Origin of the sequence: Pseudomonas sp. RU47 (assembly GCF_004011755.1) — a bacterium.
Classification (GTDB): Bacteria; Pseudomonadota; Gammaproteobacteria; order Pseudomonadales; family Pseudomonadaceae; genus Aquipseudomonas.
Map to the genome: position 1 here is coordinate 4,397,558 of NZ_CP022411.1, position 22,214 is coordinate 4,419,771.

Below are 22,214 nucleotides of genomic sequence, written 5' to 3' on the forward strand. Positions count from 1 at the left end.
CCCGGATCTACGCCACGCAAAAGCCCCCCAGCCGAACACCCGAAAAAGGCCCCACAGCCTCACCGCTGCGGGGCCTTTTCCGTCTGGCCGATCAACTGGCCACCCTCTCCTTCTGATCCATACTTGCTGCACAGCAAACGGAGGACAGGCCCATGAACCGCAGCGACGTTCTGATCATCGGCGCCGGCCCGACCGGTCTGGTGCTGGCCCTGTGGCTGAGCAAACTCGGCGTACGCGTGCGCATCATCGATAAAACCTCCGCACCCGGCACCACTTCGCGAGCGCTGGCAGTGCAGGCGCGCACCCTTGAGTTGTACCGCCAACTGGATCTGGCCGACACCGTGGTGCGCAACGGCCATCGGGTGGCGGCGGCGAATTTCTGGGTCAACGGCAAACCGGTCGCGCAATTGCCACTGAATCGCATCGGCGAAGGCCTGACACCCTATGCGTTCGTCGAAATCTTCCCGCAGGATGAACATGAACGGCTGCTGATCGAGCGTCTCGAGGACTATGGCATCACGGTCGAACGCGACACGACACTGGAAAGTTTCGAGGAAACCGGCGACGGCATCACCGCGCATTTGCGCCTGCCCGATGGCGAGCAGGAAATCTGCCAAGCCTGTTATCTGGCCGGCTGTGACGGCGCCCGCTCAATCGTGCGCAAAACCCTCGACAGCGGTTTCCCCGGCGGCACTTATCAGCAGATTTTCTACGTGGCCGACGTCAAGGCCAGCGGCCCGGCGATGAACGGCGAGTTGCACCTGGATCTGGATGAGGCGGACTTTCTCGCCGTGTTTCCTCTCGCTGGCGAAGGCCGCGCAAGGCTGATCGGCACCGTGCGTGACGAACGTGCGGATCGCGCCGAAACCCTGGAATTTTCCGATGTCAGCAGCCGCGCCATCGAACATCTCAAGGTGCACATCGAAGACGTGCACTGGTTCTCTACCTACCGCGTGCATCACCGCGTGGCCGAGCATTTTCGCAGTGGCCGCGCGTTTCTGCTCGGCGACGCGGCGCATGTGCACAGCCCCGCCGGCGGTCAGGGCATGAACACCGGCATTGGCGATGCGATCAATCTGGCGTGGAAACTCGCCGCCGTGCTCAGCGGCGCAGCCGAACCACGCCTGCTCGACAGCTACGAAACCGAACGCATTGCCTTCGCTCGTCGACTGGTGTCGACCACCGACAAGGTCTTCAGTTTCGTCACCGCCGAGGGGCGTATGGCTGATCTGCTGCGTATGCGTGTGGCACCGTTTCTGATCCCGAAAATGGCCTCGTTCGAGGCCAGTCGCGAGTTCCTTTTTCGCACCGTTTCGCAGGTCACCCTCAACTATCGCGGCATGCCGTTGAGCCAGGGCGCGGCCGGCCACGTCCACGGCGGCGACCGCTTGCCGTGGGCGCATGATGGTGAGGGAGACAATTACGAACCGCTCAGACAGCCATGCTGGCAGGTGCATGTGTACGGTGACACCAGCGACGAAATGATCGCCTGGTGCCAGGAACATCATTTGCCGCTGCATGTGTTCGACTGGCGCCCGGCGTTTGAAACGGCAGGATTGGGGCGTAATGGCTTTTATCTGCTGCGCCCGGATACGTATGTGGCGATTGCCGAGAACAGCGCGGATCCGAAGGTGATTGAACGCTACTTCCGCGATCACGGCATCCGGACCTACTTCAACTGCCCCTGACCCACCACAAATCAAATGTGGGAGCGAGCCTGCTCGCGAAAGCGTCGTGTCAGTCAACACTAATGTCAGCTGACAAACCGCTTTCGCGAGCAGGCTCGCTCCCACAGGGGTAACGCGTTGGTCGTCAGATCCCGGCCAGGGCCAGATCCATCGCAAAGTAAGTGAAGATCAAATCAGCACCCGCCCGCTTGATCGCGCCCAGGCTCTCACGCACCACACGATCCTCATCAATCGCCCCGGCCTGCGCACCGAACTTGATCATCGCGTACTCGCCGCTGACCTGATACGCCGACAACGGCAAGTTCGAGGCTTCGCGGATGTCGCGGATGATGTCGAGGTACGCACCGGCCGGTTTGACCATCAGCGCGTCGGCGCCTTCCTGCTCGTCGAGCAGCGATTCGCGCAGGGCTTCGCGGCGGTTCATCGGGTTCATCTGATAGCTTTTGCGATCGCCTTTCAGCGCGCTGCCACCGGCCTCGCGGAACGGGCCGTAGAGTGCCGAAGCAAATTTGGTCGAGTAAGCCATGATCGGAATCTGGGTGAACCCGGCCGCATCCAGCGCCTGCCGAATCGCCCGCACCTGACCGTCCATCGCCGCCGACGGCGCGATCACATCAGCACCGGCACGCGCCGCCGCCACGGCTTGCTTGCCGAGGTTGATCAGGGTCTGGTCGTTGTCGACTTCATGGTTGTGCATCACGCCGCAGTGGCCGTGATCGGTGTATTCGCAGAAGCACGTGTCGGACATCACGATCATCTCCGGCACTGCGTCTTTGGCAATGCGCGACATGCGCGAAACCAGGCCTTCTTCGCGCCAGGTGTCACTGCCGTTGCTGTCCAGATGGTGGGACACGCCGAAGGTCATCACCGACTTGATGCCAGCACGGGCATAACGCTCGATTTCGCTGGCCAGTTTGCGCTCGGGAATGCGCATCACACCGGGCATGCTTTTGATCGGGACGAAGTCGTCGATTTCTTCCTCGACGAAAATCGGCAGCACCAGATCATTCAGACTGAACTCGGTTTCCTGGAACAGGCTGCGCAGGCTCGCATTGCGGCGCAGACGGCGGGGACGTGCTTCGGGGAACTGACTGGACATGGGGCCTTTCCTGAAAACGGCAGATGAGACGAAAGTCGTAGGGGGCGAAGCTTATGCCTTGCGGGGGCTGGCGTACAAACCTGGATCAATCAAGAGTGCATTACCGGGGGTGTAACAATCTATGCGCCGCAACACCAATTCCCTTGTGGGAGCGAGCCTGCTCGCGAAGGCGTCGTATCAGTCAACCCAATTGTTTCCGATACACCGAATTCGCGAGCAGGCTCGCTCCCACAGGGGTTATGTGTGTAGTCAGGAAGGGATGGTCAGGCCGCGAATGACCGCTGGGCGGGCGAGGAATCGCTCCAGCACACGGGTAACGTTCGGGAAGTTGCTGATGCCCACCAGATCACCGGCCTCATAAAACCCGATCAAATTACGCACCCACGGAAACGTGGCGATATCCGCAATGGTGTAACGCTCGCCCATGATCCAGTCACGGCCCTCGAGCCGGCCATCGAGCACTTTGAGCAGGCGTTTGCTTTCATCGACATAACGATCACGCGGACGTTTGTCTTCGTAGTCCTTGCCGGCGAACTTGTTGAAGAAACCGAGCTGGCCGAACATCGGGCCGATGCCGCCCATCTGGAACATCAGCCACTGGATCGTTTCGTAGCGCAGCACGCCTTCCTGCGCCAGCAACTGACCGCTTTTGTCGGCCAGATAAATCAGGATCGCCCCCGACTCGAACAGCGGCAGTGGCTGGTCCCCGGGGCCGTGCGGGTCGAGGATCGCCGGGATCTTGTTGTTCGGGTTCAGCGAGAGAAACTCAGCGGACAACTGATCCCGGTTATCGAAAGCAACCTTGTGCGGCTCGTACGGCAGGCCGATTTCTTCGAGCATGATCGAGACTTTGACGCCGTTGGGCGTCGGCAAGGAATAGAGCTGAATCCAGTCTGGGTACTGCGCCGGCCATTTCTGGGTGATCGGGAACGCGGACAGATCGGTCATGGGAAGCATCCAGTCACAAATTAAAGGCTGATCATAATGTAGGCGCCGCGCAGGCCGCGATCTTTTGATCTTGAGCCTTTGCAGCCTGCAAAAAATCGCAGCCTGCGCCAGCGCCTCCATGAACCGTAACATCCTGTCGTTAACCTGCCACCAGGCCGCTGAACATAGCCGTTAGAGTGCTGCGCACTCTGACGATCGAACCAAACGGCCCTCAGGGGACTCTGAGCTATGCCTTTATTGCAAAGGAAGCCGTTCACGACAGGGAAAACACCCGGTGCTGGGAGCCCGTGGTGTAAAGGTTTGTCAGCCTTAATTGAATCAGCTGAAGAACTTTCTATTTCATGACGAACCTTATGCGTTTCGCCAAACGCTTCAAACATCGCGCGTATGTGGCCCTGCCTTCCCTGCTGGCTGTCAGTGCGCTGTTCCTGTCGCTTGAGTCCAGCGAAAGCCGTGCGCAACCGGCGGATGGCACCCAGACGCTGGTGTTCCTGCGCCACGCAGAGAAACCCGAGGGCGGTCTTGGTCAGCTCAACTGTCAGGGCCTGAACCGCGCCATCGACCTGTCGACCCTGCTGCCGGAGAAATTCGGCAAGGCCGATTACGTGTTTGCCGCCAATCCGACGCGCAATGTCGAGGAAGGTGAGCTGGACAACTCCTACAGCTACATCCGCCCGCTGATGACCATCAGCCCGGCGGCGATCAAGCTCGGTCTGCCGGTGAACATCGAGTTTTCGGCCAATGACACCAGCGATCTGGCCCGCGAACTGCTGGAAGACAAGTATCACAACTCGACGATCTACACCGCCTGGTCGCACGGCTATCTGCCAGAGTTGATCAACAAGGTGGCGGGCAAAGCGGTCGGCGAGAAGCAGAACATCACCGAGGACTGGGCGGGCAACGACTTTGACTCGCTGTATGTACTGACCCTGACCTGGCACAACGGCAAGGCCAGTTTGCAGAGCCACAGCTACAAGCAGGGGCTGGATAACGGCAAAGATACCTGTCCGACCTGAGTTTTGTGTGGCCTGGCCCGGCCCTTTCGCGAGCAGGCTCGCTCCCACAGGGGATTTGTATTTCACGCAGATCCAATGTGGGAGCGAGCCTGCTCGCGAAGGGGCCCGCCGCTACAACCTCAAAGCGTCTGATTCACCCGCTCACGCAAATACTCAAGCACCGCCCCACGCTCTCCGGCAAACTCGATCCGCCCGCCCTTCTTCTCACGCTGGAACACATACATCGGGTCGTAATAGTCGCGCAGCAATACACCGATCCACTCACGGAAGAGCTCGACCGAACCGTTGCGCGCCTGTTCGGACAGCGCCGCTTCCATCTGCAAATACATGCGTTGATAGCGCTCGCCACCCAGTCGTCGCTGAATATTGTTCAGGCTGGAAATCAATCGTTCCGCATACAAAGCAAAACCGAGCTCGCCATGCACAGCGACGAACTCGGCATGCAGGTCGATTACATAATCCTGCAGGATCCGCTCGACCCGATTGTCGAGGCTGTCCTCTAGCCATACCAGCGGAGCCGCTTGCATGCCCCTGTACAAAGGCAATGGCAAGGCACAACTGCCGACTACCCGGCTCTCGTCCTCCAGGACAAATTGCCCGATCCCGCCAGCACGTTTTTTCAGCACATCGACGGCCAGACGGTTTTCGAAATCGATGTTGGTCGGCTGTCCCGTGGCACGCTTGCCAAAACTCGAGCCGCGATGATTGGCATGACCTTCCAGATCCAGACCATTGCTCAACTGCACCAGCACTTCGGTCTTGCCGGTGCCGGTCATGCCACCAAGCAGGACCAGTTCGCATTCGGTCACAGCCTGATCGACGGTCTCCAAGAGGAACGTGCGCATGGCCTTGTAACCACCGCCGACGCGCGGGTAATCGATGCCACCCTCGTCCTTGATCCATTGCTGGACGATCTGTGAACGCAGGCCGCCGCGAAAACAATACAAATAGCCATCGGGGTTGTTACGAGCGAACTCGACCCAGCCTTGAATGCGCTTCTCCCGAACTTCGGCGGACACCAGGCGCTCACCCAAGGCAATCGCAGCTTGCTGTCCGTGCTGTTTGTAACAGGTGCCCACCTGTTCGCGCTCACGGTCGTTCATCAGCGGCAGATTGACTACCCCGGGGAACGCACCGTGGGAGAACTCGATCGGCGCGCGGGCATCCATCAGCGGCCGGTCGTTGAGGAAAATGTCTCGGTAGTCAGTGCAGTCGCGGAGCATCAAATCACCTCGACTGCGTTCGTCTGTCGCTCAACCAGTTCGCCGATTGGCGCAAGGTTCAGGCCCAGTTCGGCGGCGATAGCAAGGAATTCTTCATTGCCTTCAGGCGTCACGGCGATTAGCAGACCACCACTGGTTTGCGGGTCGCAGAGCACGCGTTTATGCAGCTCCTGCACACGGCCGACCTTGCTCGCGTAGCTGTCGAAATTGCGCAGCGTACCGCCGGGCACGCAGCCCTGATCGAGGTAATACTCGACGCTGTCCAGACGCGGCACCCGGTCATAGGCGATGCGTGCGGTGAGCTTGCTGCCGTCCGCCATTTCCACCAGATGCCCGAGCAGGCCAAAACCGGTGACGTCGGTCATTGCCGTGACACCGGCGAGTTTGCCGAAGCGGCTGCCGGGTTTGTTCAGGGTGCACATCCAGTCGCGGGCTACGCCGACATCGGCGGCACGCAATTTGCCCTTCTTCTCGGCGGTGGTGAGGATGCCGATGCCCAACGGTTTGGTCAGGTACAACAGGCAACCGGCGGTGGCGGTGTCGTTGCGCTTCATGTGGCGCTTTTCCACCAGTCCGGTGACGGCGAGGCCGAAGATCGGCTCCGGCGCATCGATCGAGTGCCCGCCCGCCAGCGCAATGCCCGCCGCGTCGCAAACGGCACGGCCGCCGCGAATCACTTCACGCGCCACTTCCGGCGCCAGCACATTGACCGGCCAGCCGAGAATCGCGATGGCCATCAGCGGATCACCGCCCATTGCATAGATGTCGCTGATCGCGTTGGTCGCGGCAATGCGGCCGAAGTCGAACGGGTCATCGACGATCGGCATGAAAAAGTCCGTGGTCGACACCACGCCGCGCTCGGCATCGATCTCATACACCGCCGCGTCATCGCGTGAGGCATTGCCGACCCACAGTTTCGGATCAAGGTTCTGGGCACCGCTGCCGGCCAGAATCACTTCCAGCACCTGCGGGGAAATCTTGCAGCCGCAACCGGCGCCGTGGCTGTATTGGGTCAGACGAATCGGCTCGCTCATGGGGGAGTCTCAGGCTGTTGATGGGGCCGATTCTAGCAGAGGTCCAAATCAGCTCGGCGGTGTCAATCCCTCTTAAGATAACTGAAGGCATATTGACATCACCCTTCAACCAGGGAGAATCGCGCAACGCTTCATTCAAAGTCAGGGACTACTATGAAACAACGCGCCTCCAAACCAACCGAAACTGGCTCCTTTATCGATTCTTGGCGACGCGAACCCGAGCCCTTTTGTCCAGAAAGTTTCAACACGACATTTATTTTCTCCTCTATCACCAGCGCGGTCGGCCGCGCATTCGATGCGACCCGCGAGACCGTTGCAGAAGCCGCTGACATCGTTGGAGACAAGGTCGGCGATCTGTATGGCGCCACCGTCGAAACGATTTCCGATGCCGCCGATGCGGTGACTGACGTCGTGACTGAAGCAGCCGAAAAGGTTGGCGATGCCGTATCCGATGCCTACAACTCCACTGTCGAAACCGCCTCCAATGCCGCCGACGTTGTGGCAGACGTTTACACCGCGGCCGTTGAATCCGTTGTGGACGCTGCTGACAAAGTGGGCGATGTCCTGAGTGATGCTTACGATTTCACCCGCGAAACCATCACCAGCGGTTACGACAGTTCCCGGGACTATGTAGCCGACTTCGGAACCTCGATGGCGACCTATTGGAATGCCAAAAAAGAACTGGAAGAGCGCAAGGAAAAAAATGCTGAAACTCGCGGCGAGAACCGCGAAAAGGCGAAGAGTGAGGTCAGGGAAAGGCGCTTCTGCGAGGCGCTCGCAAAAGCCAAGGCATGCATTGACAGCCATGAAGCCTATTTCCGCATGCTGATTGCCATGCAAGCCGTTGCACAGGCGAGCGCCGCGTGCAATGGCGGCGCCAGTGAAGAGGATAAGCAGCAAATCAATGAGTTCCTGCTGGGCATGGGTAGCGACTTCCTGCCCGCCAAAGTTCAAGCAGCGATGAATCTGCTCGCTAGCAATCCTCCGACGCTCAAGGAGGCTTTCATCCGAGCGCGAAAAACCGGAATTGAGGCGCAAGCGTTGTTCGATGAAATCATCGATTTCGTCACGACGCTGAACGGTGAAATGAGTGAGCCGCAGAAAGCGTTTCGCTCGGGATGGGCGCAGTTGTCTGCCGCTGCTTGAAAGGAGAACTGCCATGACGGATCGAATCGAACGTTTCAAAGCCCGGCAACGCCAGCAAGCAACGGTTGCCAGTGCGACCCGCCTCGTCGGGTTGCCCGAGGCTGACCTTGCTCGACAATTGCTTGAGGAGCCCCTGAGCCCTCTGCTGTTGGAGGGCGATTTTCTTGCCGCTGATTTTTCGGTGGAGCTTGACGTCACGGATGATGAAGCCCAGGAAGCGCTCAAAGGCTACTCGCAAGCGTTCAATCAGGAACGTTTCGAGCAACTCATCGGGGACAGTAGACGCGAGGTGTTGCAGGCTATTGCGGTACCTTTCGGGTTGGGTCGAGTGCTCGCGGTTTACGATAAAAAAGGCGGCAACGTCGACACCATCAATAACGCGAGGAATGAGGTGTACGCCAGCGATGCTGCTGCCAGGAAGTACACCGACTTGCCTGCTTATGATTCGGACAAATTTCACAAGGACAAGGCTTACACCGACAAAAACGCCAAAGACACGCTGGCTCAGCAATCGGGCACCCTCAAGGACGCCTACACAAACGAGACCTTCGGCCAGAACAAGAAGCAGGATCCGCGCAACCTCGACCACACCATTTCAGCCAATGAAATTTATACCGATCCGGGACGAGTGCTGGCCGATCTCGATGCACCGAAACTGGCAAATGTCGACTCCAATCTGAATCCGACGAAGAAAGCGCTTAACCAGTCAAAAGGTAAATTGAGTGCCACCGAACTTGTTGAAAAGCTGCAGACGCAGTCGGTCAGTCGTCGGGAGGAAATGCAGCGGCTGTCGGAGAAAACCGAACTGACGCCTAAAGAAGAAAATCGCCTCAATCTGCTCAAACAGCATGAAGCCATCGCGCAGAACCCTGATCTGCTGCTGGCGAAGGACAAGGCAGCACGTGCCGAGTATGAAAAGAAACTCAACGACGCCTATTACAAAAGCGACAAGTTCAAAGCGGACCTTGCCAGGACCAGCCTCAAGGAAGGCGGCAAAATGGCGTTTCAGCAAGCCTTCGGCGTCATGCTGATCGAGTTTTTCAGCGCAACGTTCGACGAACTGATGGACCTGTACCGCCATGGCCGAAGCCACGAATCGTTGGTCCCGGAGCTACGCGCGCGCCTCGGGCGCGTTGCCAAACGAGTCGGCAATCAATGGCAAACGGCGCTGGCTGCCGGTGGCGCAGGCTTCGTGGCCGGCGTACTGGCCAACCTGGTCACCACCCTGATCAACGTCTTTGTCACCACGGGCAAACGTGCTGTGCGCATGTTCCGTGAAGGATTCCTGTCGTTGCTCAAGGCACTGAAGACACTGTTGCTGCCTCCTGAGGGACTCACCCTGCGTCAGGCAGCACACGAGGCGATCAAGATCACTTGCGCCGGAGGTGTGATCATTGCCGGTGTCGCACTTGAAGAAGTCATCGAAAAACAAATGCTGCTGATTCCCGGGCTCGGCACTGTGGGGGCGATTTTGTCTGCGGTCATCGTCGGCGCACTGACAGGGCTGGCCAGCACTTTTGTTGTTTACCTGGTGGACAGGCTTGATCCTCTAGGCGTGAACCGCGACCGCGAAATCATCGAGGTGGGTGAAAGGCTTGACCGGAGTCTGGCGCAGGCGATGGAAGAAAATGACCGGTTGCTGCTTGAATTGGAAAGCAGTCTGGCGACTTGATCCAAGACGTAGCTAACGCCTTCTTTTAAAGAGTGGTGAAGTACACCATCCACCACAAGGTAGTTGTAACCATCCAACTACCTTATAAATATATCCAGGGATATACGTGTCCGAACTAATTGAGAATCTCGCAAAAGCCGGTTCGTTTTCAGTCAAGCTCATCATCGCACTTGGAATTTTCATTACATGGGGATATTGCGCTTTTCTTATCAACTTCTTCCCTACCGGACTTAATCTTGCCGACAGTCTTGTCTTTATCTTTATTGCTTTAGGATTTGGCTTCTTGTATTCCTACTGGCTAGGAGCAAGCTTTCTGGCTTTTAATTTTGCCTATTCAGCAATAAAAGAAAAAAACGGATTCGAAAAAATATTCGCTGCAATCTTCAGCTTCATATTTTTTGCCGCACTGGGACTCGTTGCCTATCTTCTCGCTGACTGGACGGCACTCGCAGCATCCGCTGCAAGCGGCTTTATGCTGCACATTTCTATCAATTTGTGGAAATCCGACTTACCAGGTGAAGACGCGGCTACCAAGCGAAAAAGAACATGGCAAAGAGTGCTTGTGTTTTTCCTGGCGTTCATCATACCTGCAGCATTGGTGCCTCCTCTTCTGGGAAAATTCATTGATGGCACTTTTGGCTTCATTGGTGTGCAGCAAAAAAATGTTTCCCTCGTGCTAAGTGAAGACAATCAGAAAATTGTAAGCGATGTAGCAAAAGAGCTTAATCTTTCAGTGTATGGCTGTACGAAAGACGGCAACCAAACCAACATTGTTCATCATTTCAATGTTCTTTGGCATGGATTGGGAGAACGCAGCTTGGTCCAGTTGCTTACCTACAATAAGGAAAGCCAAAAATGGGATAAAAAAGTTGCAAAAATCGAGCTTGATCGCAGCGGCGTGAAGGTATTGACGCAAGAAAACAAGAACGACAGTTTCAATACCTGCGTGACACTCAATACCGATACTCTTTTTGACATTTATGTAGACAAAATCAGCGACGATGGAAAAGCCCGGCTGGGTGAATTCGCTACGGATACAAGAAACAAGCTTGAAACCGATCATCTGAGAATACTGTCGGCCACCATTACTGGTCACACCGACAGGCTACCAGTGCTAAAGGAAAACGATTCCAATGTCGCTCTCTCCCTGCGTCGCGCTAACAGCGTGTATATGGAAATCAAAGATCTGTTTAACGCAGACAAAAATGTTCACGTGAAAATGTTGGGTCAAGGTTCTTTGCAACCCAAGTCAGAATGTCCGCGAAATATAAGTATTCCCGAACAGAAGGAATGTCTGGCAGTGGACCGTCGCGTTGAAATCGAACTGAAAGTGCAAATGAAAGAAAAAGATCCAGTGCCCGCCGAGAATGACGCATTGAGCAAGGCTAAGGCGGCTGACCACTCGGATACGAAGACGCAAGCGTGCACTGACGAAAAAATTTCTGCCGACGCGTCTCCTGCCGCTGCCAAGCAGAACCCCACGAACTGCGGACCGGCACCCGTCACGCCATAGCAAACCATGCGATGTTTTGAACCCCAAAAAAAACCGCCCTTACGGGCGGCTAAAAGTGCTTCGACCCTAAATCAGAAGCCAAGGCTGAAGCTGATGGTCATCGCATGGTCATTGCTGTCGTTCGACAGTTGTCCGGAATAGCCGACCCCGAGTTTGCCGGTCGGGCTGATCTGGAAGTCGACTCCCGCTTCAACGATGGCGCTGTCCTTGGCGATCGGCACACCTTGGGTGCTGAACGAGGCGCCGCCGTCGATGAAGGTCAGATCAGCATCAGGCTTGGTGTCGCCGAAGGCATGGCGCCAGCCGATGGCCGCGCGCGGGGTGAATTGCCCGCCGTTGGCCAGGGTGATGACTTTGCCGGCACGTACGCCGAGGGTCGAGAAGGTGATGTCTTGGTCGGCATCGGCCTCCAGGCGCCCTGCTCCGCCTTTCTCCTTGGCCTTGTCGGTGTCGTAGTTGACGTAGGCGAGCCCTGCGAACGGCTCGAGGGCAATGCCGCCGGCTTCAATGGTGTAACCGACTTCACCGAACACCTGCGCGCTGCGTGCGTCGTAGTTGGCTTTCAAGCGGTCGTTGTAGCTACCGACACTGACGTTGCGTTTGGTTTCGATGTCGTGCCAGCTGTAAGCCGCGCCGAGGCGCACCGCCAGGGCATCGAACTGCGAGTTGAGGTACGCCGCCAGGTGGTAGCTTTCGACGGTGGCATCCGAGCGACGGTCATGGGCATCGAGGTCGCTGCGGGTGTAACCGGCGGCCATGCCCACGCGCCACTGGTCATCGAGTTGCTTGTCGGTGCCGAGCATGAAGCCGCTGAGGTTGCGGTCGAGCTTCGCCGCGTTGCTGTCGCCATCCGACTCGCCCCATGCGCCGAGTGCACGGGCCCAGCCGACCATTTCGCCGTGGCAACCGTTACTGCTCAGTTGGTTGCCACTTGGCGCTAGGGCGCGGCGTGGATCATCCGCCGCGCTGCATGACGGTTGGCGCATGCGATCGTTGACCGCGTCACGCACGTAGCGCGAATCCTCAAGGATGGCGCTGGCGGTGCTGGCGTGGATCTCACCGGACAGACTGTCGAAGGCGTTACGCGCACCGGCGACACTGAGGTTGACGATCTCGTTCTGCAACGCCGCGCCGGCCGGGCCGTTGTTCGACAGCGCGGTGGCGGTTCTGAACTGGTTGTCAGTGGCGGCGACATCGGCAAAGGAATTGCCGTTGCGGCTGACCACCAGATTCACTGCGTTGGCGTCATACACCAGTGCGGTATTGAGGAACGCGTATTGCGGCAGATCCGCAGCGCTGAAGGTGCCATTCACGCCACCGCCCGCGGTGATCAGCGAGTACGTGGTGTTGCCGGTGAACGGTGCCAGCGAGTTCACTTGCAAGGCGCCGCCCAGATTTGCGGTGCCGCCGATTGCCAGTGGCGTCGCGGTTGGCGAACTGACGGTCAAGGCCAGCACACCGTCGCTAGCGTTGGTCAGGTTACCGGCCACGCTCAGGGTGCCCGCTTCGGAGCCCGAGGCGACAACGCCATGGTTGACCACCGAGCCGACACTGCCGTTGCCGCTCAGACCGGCGCCGTTGGCCACGGTGACTTGCCCACCCAACGAAGCGCGCGCCGCAAGGCTGCCGACTTGCAACACACCTTGATCGACCGCGACCGTGCCGCTGAACGGATTATCACCGGTCAACAGCAAGGTGCCGGTACCGCGTTTGAGCATCGCGCCAAGTCCGCGCAGCGATCCATTGAACTGACCATTGAAGTTCTGCAAGAAGAGCAGCGATGCGTTGTTGAGGATATTGCCCTGCAGGCTGGTGGTGTTACCGACCAGCGTACCGCCGCTGACCGTGGTGCCACCGCTGTAGGTATTGGCGCCACTGAGCACCAGCGTGCCGGAGTCGAGTTTCTCGATCCCGCCAGTGCCCACCAGCGGCGCGGAGATTTCCGCACTCGCGCCGGCGTTGACCCGCACCGGTGCTAGGCTGCCGTCCGTCCCGTTGACCGGGGTCAGTGAGCCACCGGCACCCGGCGTCAGGCTGTAGCCATTGGCGAGGAATTGCAGGCCGGTGAAGTTCTGATTGCCCTGCACGGTCACCGTACCTGCCTGACCGCCGAACACCGCGAACTGCCCATTTGAAGCCAGGGCCTGAGTACCGCTCGGATCGGTCCAGTTGGTGTCCGGTCCCCACACACCGCTGCCGCCACCGATGCTGCCGTCCGGATTGGTGGTGCCACCATTCCAGAACTGCACCTCACCCGGGGTGCCTTGCACCAGCAGGTTGATCTGATTGGCAATCGCAGTTTGCAGGGTCAGATTGGCCGCCGACACCGGCAGGCTGCCATACACCAGACCGTTGTCGGTCAGACTGCCGCCGTAGCTGAACAGTTGATAAACCCCGGTGCCGAAGCCGCCGGCGTTGCTGATGTTCAGCGTACCGTCGAGGGTCAGATTGCCGGCGACATTGACCACGGTGGTCGAACTGGCCGCCGAGCCGAGGCTGAAGTCCAGATTGGTCCCTGAGGACAGTGCCAGCGAACCGACCGACAACGGCGTCGCGGTGCCGCCACCGGCCAGCGTCGCACCGTCAGCCAGTTGCACAGCGCCACCGAGCTGACCGCCACCGCCGATGCTCGCGCCGCTGGCGACACTGACGTTGGCGCTGTTGAGCACACCATTGACGATCAGATTGCCGGCCTGCACCGACGTGTTGCCGGTAAAGCTGTTGTTGCCAGTCAGCAGCAACTCACCGGTACCGGTTTTGTTCAGCGTGCCGGTACCGGTGAGGTTACCGGTGTAGCTGCCGTCGGCGTTTTGTTCGAAGGTCAGCGTTGCGTTGTTGACGATCGCACCTTGCAGGCTGCTGGTGTCACCGCGCGTAGTGCCGGCATTCAACGTGGTACCGCCGCTGTAGGTGTTGGCGCCGCTGAGCACGAGATCGCCGGCACCGTTTTTCGCCAGACTGCCGGTGCCGGTCAGAGCACCGATCAGCGTGGTGTTCTGATTGCCGGCCAGGGTCAGTTGCGCGCCAAGGTTGACGGCGTTGGCCAGTTGCAGCGCCGAGGTGCTGTCGAGCGTGCCGTCACCGGTCACGTTAAGCGCAGCGCTGCTGATCGCACTGTTGTTGCCAAGAACCAGCGTGCCGCCAGCGAGCTGAGTGCCGCCGCTGTAAGTGTTGCTGCCGTTGAGGGTCAGGCTCGATGCGCCGGCCTTGATCAGGCTGCCGCTGCCGCTGACCACGCCGTCGAGGGTCAAGGCATTGGAGCCGGCAACGGTCAGACCACCGTTGACGACCACGTCGTTACTGAGGCTGACGGCCGCGTTGCTGTCCAGCGCTGTGCCGTCGGCAGCAGTCAACACGCCAGTGCCGAGCGCCGCGTTGTTGCCGACCACAATCTTGCCGCCATTGAGCGCCGTGCCGCCGGTGTAGCCGTTGGCCGCGTTGAGCACCAGCGTACCGCTGTCGTATTTGCCCAGCGTGCCGCTGCCGTTGAGCGCAACGCCGATGGTTGCCGTGGCGTTCGGGTCAACCCGCACCGTGGCATTGCCCAGCGAACCGTTGACCAGATTCAGCGAGCCCGCCGTGCCATTCACCAAGCTGTAGCCGTCAGTGACGAACTGCATGCCAGTGATGGTTTGTGCGCCGTTGACAGTGACCGTGCCGGCCGCGCCCTGGAACACCGCGAAGCTGTTGGTCCAGGCTTGGTTGGTGGTGCCGTTGACGTCGGTCCAGTTGGTGGTGCCGGTGCCCCAGGTGCCACTGCCGCCCTCCACCGAACCGTTGGCCACCAGTTGATTGCCGTCCCAGAACTGCACGGTGACGCCCGGTGCAGTCACCAGCAGGTTGATCTGATTGGCCAGTGCGGTTTGCAGTTGCAGATCGCCCGGGCTGACGCTACCCGGCAACGTGCCGAAGAGCATGCCGTTGTCGGTCAGGCCGCCGGTGTAGTCGATCAGGCGATAGACGCCGCTGCCAAAACCACCGATGTCGCTGACATTGAGGGTGCCGTCGAGGGTCAGGTTGCCGCCGACATTGACCAGCGCATTGCCGCCACCGGACACCGGTGTGCCGAGGCCGACGTCGAAGTTGGAATTGCCGTTGAACAGCAGCGAACTGACGCTCAGCGTACTACCGGTGACGCCCGCCAGATGACCGCCATCGGCCACCGTCACGGCACCGGTCAAGGTGCCGCTGCCACCGAGATTGCCGCCGCTGTTGACCAGCACGTTGCCACTGGCCAGTGAGCCGTTGACCTGCAAGGTGCCGGCGTTGACGTTGGTGTCACCGGTCAGGTCGCTGATGCCGCTGAGGGTCAGGGTGCCGCTGCCGAGTTTGCTCAGGCTGCCGTCGCCGCTGAGGATGCCGGCGAAGGTGCTGCTGACATTGTTGCCGCCGAGGCTCAGCGTATTGCCCGTGCCGATCAGCGCCGTGCCGCTGCCAGTAAGGCTGGCGAGGCTGCCCGATACACCGAGATTCAACGCCGCGCCGCCCGCGAGATTGACCGTGGCGTTGTTGCCCAGCGCCGCGCCGCTCAGTGTGGTCAGGCTGCCGGACGCCACATCGAAGGTGCCGCTGAAGGTGTTGTTGCCGCTCAGTGTCACGTCGGCCAGACCGTTCTTGGTCACCGTGCCGGCGCCGGCGATCACGCCGCCGAGGGTCAGGTTGTTGTTACCGGCCAGGGCCAGATTGGCATTGACGTTGAGGTTGTTGGCCAGCACCAGTGGCGCGGAGTTGTCGAGGGTCGAAGCGCCGGCCACCGTCAGCGCGCCGCTGCCCAGAGCGCCGCCAGTGCCAAGGGTCAGCGTACCGGCATTCAGTGTGGTGCCGCCGGAGTAAGTATTGATGCCATTGAGCGTCAGGTTCGACGCGCCGTCCTTGATCAGCCCGCCCGCGCCGCTGACGACACCTGCGAGGGTCAGGTTGTTGCTGCCGGTGTTGCTCAGATTGGCGTTGAGCACGACGTTGTTGCCCAGGCTCAGCGCGCTGTTGCTGTCCAGCGCCGAGGCGCCCGCCACGGTCAGGTTGCCCAGGCCCAGCGCCGAGTTGCTGCCGGCGGTCAGGGTGCCGGCGTTGAGGGTGGTGCCGCCGAGGAAGTTGTTGTTGCCGCTGAGGGTCAGGTTGGCTGCGCCGTTTTTGCTCAGGCTGCCGGCGCCGTTGACCGTACCGGCCAGGGTCATATCCGCCGTGCCGCCGATGCCGAGATTGCCGGCCAGGTTGACCGCATTGTTTACCGAAACTGCAGTGCTCGCATCCAGCGTGGTGCCGCCCGCCGCGTTCAACGTGCCCGAGCCGAGTGCCGAGTTCGACGCCAGAATCAGTCCGCCGGCGTTCAAGGCAACCGGGCCAAGAAAGGCATTGTTACCGCCGAGGGTCAGGTTGGCCGTGCCGGTTTTGATCAGGCCACCGGTGCCGCCAATCACGCCGTTGAGGGTCAGCGCATTGCTGCCGACCACGGTGAGGTTACCGTTGAGCGTCGCGGCGTTGGCCAGTGTCACCGCTGCATTGCTGTCCAGTTGCGTGCCGGCATTCGCCGTCAACGTACCGGTGCCGAGCGCGGTGTTGCTGCCGACGATAATCTTGCCGCCGTCCAGTTGCGTGCCGCCGGTATAGGTGTTGGCACCACCGAGCACCAGCGTGCCGGCGTCGAGTTTATTGAGGATGCCGCTGCCATCGATATTGGCATTGATGGTCGCCGTCACACCCGGATCGACGCGCAACGAAGTGGTGCCGCCGGTGCCGTTGACCGCTGTGAGTTGCCCCGCTGCACCGTTGACCAGGTTGTAACCGTCGGTGAGGAATTGCATGCCGGTGAACGCTTGCGTGCCGTTCACCGTTACCGTGCCGGCGGTGCCTTGGAACACCGCGAAATCACCGGCCCACGGCTGATTGACCAAACCATTGGCATCGGTCCAGTTGGTGCCGACCGCATTCCACGTGCCGCTACCGCCATCGACCACGCCGTTGGCGATGGTCTGGCTGCCGTCCCAGTAACGGATGTTGCTGTTCGGCGCGGAGACTTGAATGTTGATCTGATTGGCCACGCCGGTTTGCACCAGCAGATCGCCGAGACCATAACCGACCGGCACGCTGGCCACGTCCAGACCGAGGTTGGTCAGGGCGCCGGTGTAGTTGAACAGGCGATACACGCCGACGCCGAAACCGCCGGCATCGCTGACATTAAGATTGCCGTCGAGGGTGAGGTTGCCACCGACATTCATCAGCGACGCGGTCGACGGTGTGCCCAGTGCCACATCAACGTTGCTGCCGGCGCCGAGAGTCAGAGCACTCGCCGACAAGATGTTGCCCGACGACAACGCCAGATGCCCACCGTTGTTGATGTTGACCGCGCCGAGCGCCGAGCCGGTACCGGTCAGCGTGCCACCGGTATTGACGTTGACTTGCGCACTGCCCAGCGAACCACTGAGGTTCACGATACCGCCATCGATCGCGGTGTTGCCGGTAATGCCGTTGATCCCGGTGAGGTTCAAGGTGCCGGTGCCGACTTTGACCAGGCCGCCGCTGCCGCTGAGATCACCATCAAACGTACTGGTGACGTTGCCACCGCCGACGGTCAGGGTGTTGCTGCCGGTCAGTTGCACACTGCCGCTGCCGGTCAGCGCGCCGAGGCTGGCATCGCTGCCCAGATTCAGCCCGGCGCCGGCGCTGATGTTGACCCCGGAAGTGCTGCCCAGCGCATTGCTGTTGAGCGTGGTGATGCTACCGGACACGATATTCAGCGCACCGGTGAAAGTGTTATTGCCTGCCAGAGTCAGGTCCGACAAACCGTTTTTGGTCAGGCTGCCGGCGCCGTCGATGATGCCGTTCAAGCTCAAATCGTTATTGCCGGCCACGGTCAGCCCAGCGTTCAAAGTAACCGCGTTACCGATGCCAAACGAAGCGCTGTTGTCCAGCGTCGCCGCACCGCCGACGATCAATCCGCCACTGCCCAGACCATTGGCATTGCCCAGCGTCAGCGTGCCGGCATTCAGCGTGGTGCCGCCGCTGAAGGTGTTGTTGCCGTTAAGCGTCAGATTGGCAGCGCCGTCCTTGATCAACTGGCCGGTGCCGCTGGTGACGCCGCCGAGGGCGAGATTCTGCGTGCCACCCACGGTCAGCGCGGCATTCAATGCGACCGCGTTGTTGAGGCTGACCAGCGGCGAGTTGCTGTCCAGTGTCGCGGCGCCAGCGACGGTCAATGCACCGGAACCCAGCGCCGAACTGTTGCCGACAGTCAGGGTGCCGGCGTTCAGCGTGGTGCCGCCAAGGTAATTGTTGGCCGCATTGAGAATCAGATTGGCCGCGCCGTCTTTCACCAGACTGCCGGCGCCGCTGACCAGACCGGTCAGGGTCATATTCGCCGTGCCGCCGATGTTCAAGGCACCGGCGAGTGCCACGGCATTGTTCAGGCTGACCGCCGTGTTGGCGTCCAGCATGGTGTTGGCCGCCGCGTTCAACGTACCGGAACCCAGCGCGGTGTTGCTGCCGACGGTCAGTTTGCCGGTGTTCAACGCGGTGTTGCCAAAATAAGTGTTGGCGCCATTGAGGGTCAGGTCGGCAGCGCCGTTCTTGGTCAGTCCACTGATACCGGCGACCACGCCGCCGAGGGTCAGCGCATTGGTCCCGCCCACAGTCAGGGTGCCGGCGAGGTTGACGTTGTTGGCCAGCGTCGCGGCGGCGCTGGCATCGAGGGAGGTGCCGTTCGAGGCGTTCAGTGTGCCGGTGCCGAGGGCGGTGCTGGAACCGACAATCAGTGAACCGGCATTCAGCGCCGTGGTGCCGGTGTAGGTGTTGTTGCCGTTGAGGGTCAGGCTCGATGCGCCGGTCTTGATCAAACCGTTGCCGCCACTGATCACCCCACCGAGGGTCAGCGCATTGGCGCCGCCAGCGGTGAGGTTGGCGTTGAGAATCACGTTGTTGTTCAGGGTCACGGCCGAACTGCTGTTGAGCGTGCCCGCACCTTCCACCGACAAGGCGCCGGTGCCCAGTGCCGCGCCGTTGCCGACCGTCAGGCTGCCGGCATTCAGCGTGGTGCCGCCGCTGTAGGTGTTAGTGCCGTTGAGCGTGAGGTTGGCGGCGCCGTTTTTCACCAGTTGGCTGGCGCCGCTGATCACCCCGCCGAGGGTCAGCGCGTTGCTGCCGCCAATGCCCAGGCTGTTGTTGAGAATGACCGCGTTGTTGAGCGTCACCGCCGCATTGCTGTCGAGGCTGGCGACACCGCCGACGGTGATGTTGCCGCTGCCGAGCGCCGCGTTGGCGCCCGCGGTGATCGTACCGGCGTTCAACGCGACCGCACCGAGGAAGGTGTTGGTGCCGTTGAGAATCAGGTTGGCCGCGCCGTTTTTGGTCAGCCCGCCGCTGCCGCTGACAATCCCGCCGAGGGTCAGGTTAGCGCTGCCACCGACGGTGAGGTTGCCGCCGAGTGAGACCGCGTTGGTCAGCGCCACCGCCGTGCTGGCATCCAGCGTAGTGCCTGCCGCCGTGGTCAAGGTGCCAGTGCCCAGCGCGGTGTTGGAGCCGACAGTCAGCGTGCCGGCATTCAGCGCAGTACCGCCAGAGAAGGTGTTGTTGCCACTGAGGCTGAGGTTCGCGGTGCCGTTTTTGATCAGATTGCCGGCGCCGCTGACGACGCCACTCAGGCCCAATGCCTGCGTGCCGCCAAGGGTCAGATCGCCTGCCAGCGCGACGGCGTTGGCCAGGGTCACCGCCGTGGTCGCATCCAGCGTGGTGCCCGCCGCCGCATTCAGCGCGCCAGTCCCCAGCGCGGTGTTGCTGCCAACGAACAGGCTGCCGGCATTGAGCAGCGTGTTGCCACTGTTGGTGTTGTTGCCGGTCAACGTCAGGCTGGCACTGCCGGATTTGGTGATGCCGCCGGTGCCGGACAACACGCCACCGAGGGTCAGGGCATTGCTGCCGAGCACGTTGAGCGCGCCGGTCATCGCGATGTTGTTGGCCAGAGTGACGTTGGCGGTGCTGTCAAGACTGGTGCCGGCGGCGGTGTTCAGTGCACCGCTGCCCAGCGAGTTGTTGTTGGTCACCAGCAGACTGCCGGCGCTGAGGGTGGTGGTGCCGGTGAAACCGCTGTTGGCGCCGCTGACGGTCAGGCTGCCGCTGCCGGTTTTGGTCAAGCCGCTGCTGCCGCTGATCAAGCCGCCGAGGGTCAGTGCGCCAGTGCCGCCAGCGGTCAAGGTGCCGCCGAGGCTGATGGCGTTGGCCAGGCTGATGGTGCCCGGTGCGCTCAACGTCGTCGCGCCGGTGACGTTGAGGGTGCCAGTACTGAACGCCTGATTGTTGCCCAACTGCACCGTGCCGCCATTGAGCGTGGTATTGCCCAGATAGGTGTTGGCGGCGCTGAGATTAAGCTGGCCAGTACCGGCCTTGGTGAAACCGCCGCTGCCGGAAATCACCCCACTCAGGGTGGTCGCGTTGCTGCCTTGCACGGTGACGCCGCCGGCGCCGAGGGAGATCAGATTGCTGATGTTCAACCCGGCATTGCTGGCCTGCAGAGTCCCGCCGTTGGAGGTGATTACGCCGCTGCCGAAGGTGGCGTTGTTGTTGAAATTCGCGATACCGCCGTTGAGCGTGGTCGCGCCACTGACCAATGGCCCCTGCAAGGTCCAGGTGCCGCTGTTGAGGGTCAGGTTGTTGAAGTTGATGTAGGTGGCGCTCGATGCCGTGCCAGTCCCGGTGATACCACCGCCGACACCAGCCGGGTTTTGCAGGATCAGGCTGTTGGTGCCGCCAGCACCGCCATCCACCGTACCGGTCGGGGCGAAGGTCAGGTTGATGCCGATCAAACCGCCGAGGCCGACGCTGATCTGTACACCGTCACCGACGTTGACGCTGGAGCCGGTCACCGCAGTGAAGGTGTTGGTGCTCGCCGCGCCCATCGACACACCGCCGGTAATCGCACCGGCGTTGGTGAAGGTGTTGCCCGCCGCCGAGGTTTCGAACGCGATCCGGCCGTTGATCACACCGGTGCTGCTGTTGGTCATGTTGACCTGCGAGCCACCGTAAACGCCGATCACCGGGGTATCCGCCAACGTGATGCCGCCGATCGAGAGTCCGGTCGAGGTGATGGTGCCGTTGTTGGTGATGCTGGTGGTGCCGGTTGCCGCGTTGTTAACCGAAAGGGCCAAGCCGTCGATGCTGGTCAGGTTGAGCCCGAGCAGCATGCCCGTACCACGGATGATCCCGCTGGCGTTGTTGAGCACACTGACCGTGCTTGTTGCGCCAGTGCCGATGAATGCACCGCCACTCAATACCGAAACCAGACCCAGCAGCGCCGGGTCAATCGTCCCGGAGTTGTTCAGCGAGATATTCACCCCGGTCAGGTCCATCACGTGGCCGCCGAGGGTCGCGTTCATCTGCGCCCCGCTGTTGACGTTGACCGTCAGGCCACTGGTGGCACTGGAGAAGTTGTTGAGAAACAGCGGCAGGCTCGGCACGCCGGTACAGGTCACCGTCGAACCCGCCGTGGAGCACGTGGCCAGCGCAGGTGCGCTGACCCCGCCGAACAGCAGCCCGGCGACGCTCAAGTGCACAGCAAGGGAAAGAGGGGAAAAGCGCGAAACGAGGGCGACACCAAACCTTGCTTCCACGGGCTACTCCTTGTCGTGGCCAATTTCTTCCTTGAGGGCGCGTAGAACCGTGCTTATTCCACACGCGAATCAAGACTGCGACGGTCATCACAAAACCGCGTTATTGGGGACAACGCTAGTAGACGCCCGGCAATGGGGCACGGATTAAATGGTGTTAATACTTTAATACTAGAGGGGTCTGGAATCGGTGTTTCAGCCAGCCAGCACTGGTCTTGAGGGCGATACAAAACCTGTGGGAGCGAGCCTGCTCGCGAAAGCGGTGGGTCAGCTGAGAGCTACT

Annotated in this window: 10 protein-coding genes; 5 read left to right on the forward strand and 5 right to left on the reverse strand. The window is 60.5% G+C overall.

From position 1 onward, the window contains the following. The first annotated feature begins 152 nt into the window (after positions 1–152). A complete protein-coding gene (locus tag CCX46_RS20005) occupies positions 153–1,688 on the forward strand; it encodes an FAD-dependent oxidoreductase (protein ID WP_127929054.1) in 1,536 nt (511 codons plus the stop codon). A 124-nt stretch (positions 1,689–1,812) separates the two neighbouring features. On the opposite strand, the gene hemB is transcribed toward CCX46_RS20005, so the two are convergent. Both hemB and CCX46_RS20015 read right to left on the reverse strand, forming a co-directional pair. Then, positions 1,813–2,787 (reverse strand): porphobilinogen synthase, encoded by a 975-nt coding sequence (gene hemB / locus CCX46_RS20010; protein ID WP_127929055.1) that lies wholly within the window; start codon positions 2,785–2,787, stop codon positions 1,813–1,815. Between the two features lie 249 nt (positions 2,788–3,036). After that, entirely contained in the window at positions 3,037–3,735 is a 699-nt protein-coding gene (locus CCX46_RS20015; protein ID WP_127929056.1) for a glutathione binding-like protein, read from the reverse strand. Between the two features lie 341 nt (positions 3,736–4,076). Between CCX46_RS20015 and CCX46_RS20020 the strand changes: the two genes are divergently transcribed. Further along, a complete protein-coding gene (locus CCX46_RS20020; RefSeq protein WP_122608618.1) occupies positions 4,077–4,751 on the forward strand; it encodes a histidine phosphatase family protein in 675 nt (224 codons plus the stop codon). A gap of 119 nt (positions 4,752–4,870) precedes the next feature. On the opposite strand, the gene mnmH is transcribed toward CCX46_RS20020, so the two are convergent. Next, positions 4,871–5,974 carry a tRNA 2-selenouridine(34) synthase MnmH gene (gene mnmH, locus CCX46_RS20025; RefSeq protein WP_127929057.1) on the reverse strand — a complete coding sequence of 368 codons (1,104 nt, stop codon included), beginning with the start codon at positions 5,972–5,974 and terminating at the stop codon, positions 4,871–4,873. Beyond that, positions 5,974–7,008 carry a selenide, water dikinase SelD gene (gene selD / locus CCX46_RS20030; RefSeq protein ID WP_127929058.1) on the reverse strand — a complete coding sequence of 345 codons (1,035 nt, stop codon included), beginning with the start codon at positions 7,006–7,008 and terminating at the stop codon, positions 5,974–5,976. Before selD ends, mnmH begins: the two co-directional genes overlap by 1 nt. Before the next feature lie 153 nt (positions 7,009–7,161). On the opposite strand from selD, the gene CCX46_RS20035 reads away from it, so the two are divergent. The 3 genes from CCX46_RS20035 to CCX46_RS20045 all read left to right on the forward strand — a co-directional run bounded on the left by CCX46_RS20035 (position 7,162) and on the right by CCX46_RS20045 (position 11,339). Continuing rightward, a complete protein-coding gene (locus CCX46_RS20035; RefSeq protein WP_127929059.1) occupies positions 7,162–8,154 on the forward strand; it encodes a hypothetical protein in 993 nt (330 codons plus the stop codon). A 148-nt stretch (positions 8,155–8,302) separates the two neighbouring features. Continuing rightward, positions 8,303–9,826 (forward strand): lactate permease, encoded by a 1,524-nt coding sequence (locus CCX46_RS20040; RefSeq protein WP_127929060.1) that lies wholly within the window; start codon positions 8,303–8,305, stop codon positions 9,824–9,826. A 106-nt stretch (positions 9,827–9,932) separates the two neighbouring features. After that, positions 9,933–11,339 carry a hypothetical protein gene (locus tag CCX46_RS20045; protein WP_127929061.1) on the forward strand — a complete coding sequence of 469 codons (1,407 nt, stop codon included), beginning with the start codon at positions 9,933–9,935 and terminating at the stop codon, positions 11,337–11,339. A gap of 71 nt (positions 11,340–11,410) precedes the next feature. Here the strand turns inward: CCX46_RS20045 and CCX46_RS20050 are convergent, their stop codons facing one another. Continuing rightward, entirely contained in the window at positions 11,411–21,934 is a 10,524-nt protein-coding gene (locus tag CCX46_RS20050) for an autotransporter-associated beta strand repeat-containing protein (protein WP_127929062.1), read from the reverse strand. Positions 21,935–22,214: the final 280 nt, after the last annotated feature.

What these genes read in the sequence shown, in the direction of transcription:
- CCX46_RS20005 (WP_127929054.1), top strand. Translation starts at nt 153, where the DNA reads ATGAACCGCAGCGACGTTCTGATCATCGGCGCCGGCCCGACCGGTCTG.
- hemB (WP_127929055.1), bottom strand. Translation starts at nt 2,787, where the DNA reads ATGTCCAGTCAGTTCCCCGAAGCACGTCCCCGCCGTCTGCGCCGCAAT.
- CCX46_RS20015 (WP_127929056.1), bottom strand. Translation starts at nt 3,735, where the DNA reads ATGACCGATCTGTCCGCGTTCCCGATCACCCAGAAATGGCCGGCGCAG.
- CCX46_RS20020 (WP_122608618.1), top strand. Translation starts at nt 4,077, where the DNA reads ATGACGAACCTTATGCGTTTCGCCAAACGCTTCAAACATCGCGCGTAT.
- mnmH (WP_127929057.1), bottom strand. Translation starts at nt 5,974, where the DNA reads ATGCTCCGCGACTGCACTGACTACCGAGACATTTTCCTCAACGACCGG.
- selD (WP_127929058.1), bottom strand. Translation starts at nt 7,008, where the DNA reads ATGAGCGAGCCGATTCGTCTGACCCAATACAGCCACGGCGCCGGTTGC.
- CCX46_RS20035 (WP_127929059.1), top strand. Translation starts at nt 7,162, where the DNA reads ATGAAACAACGCGCCTCCAAACCAACCGAAACTGGCTCCTTTATCGAT.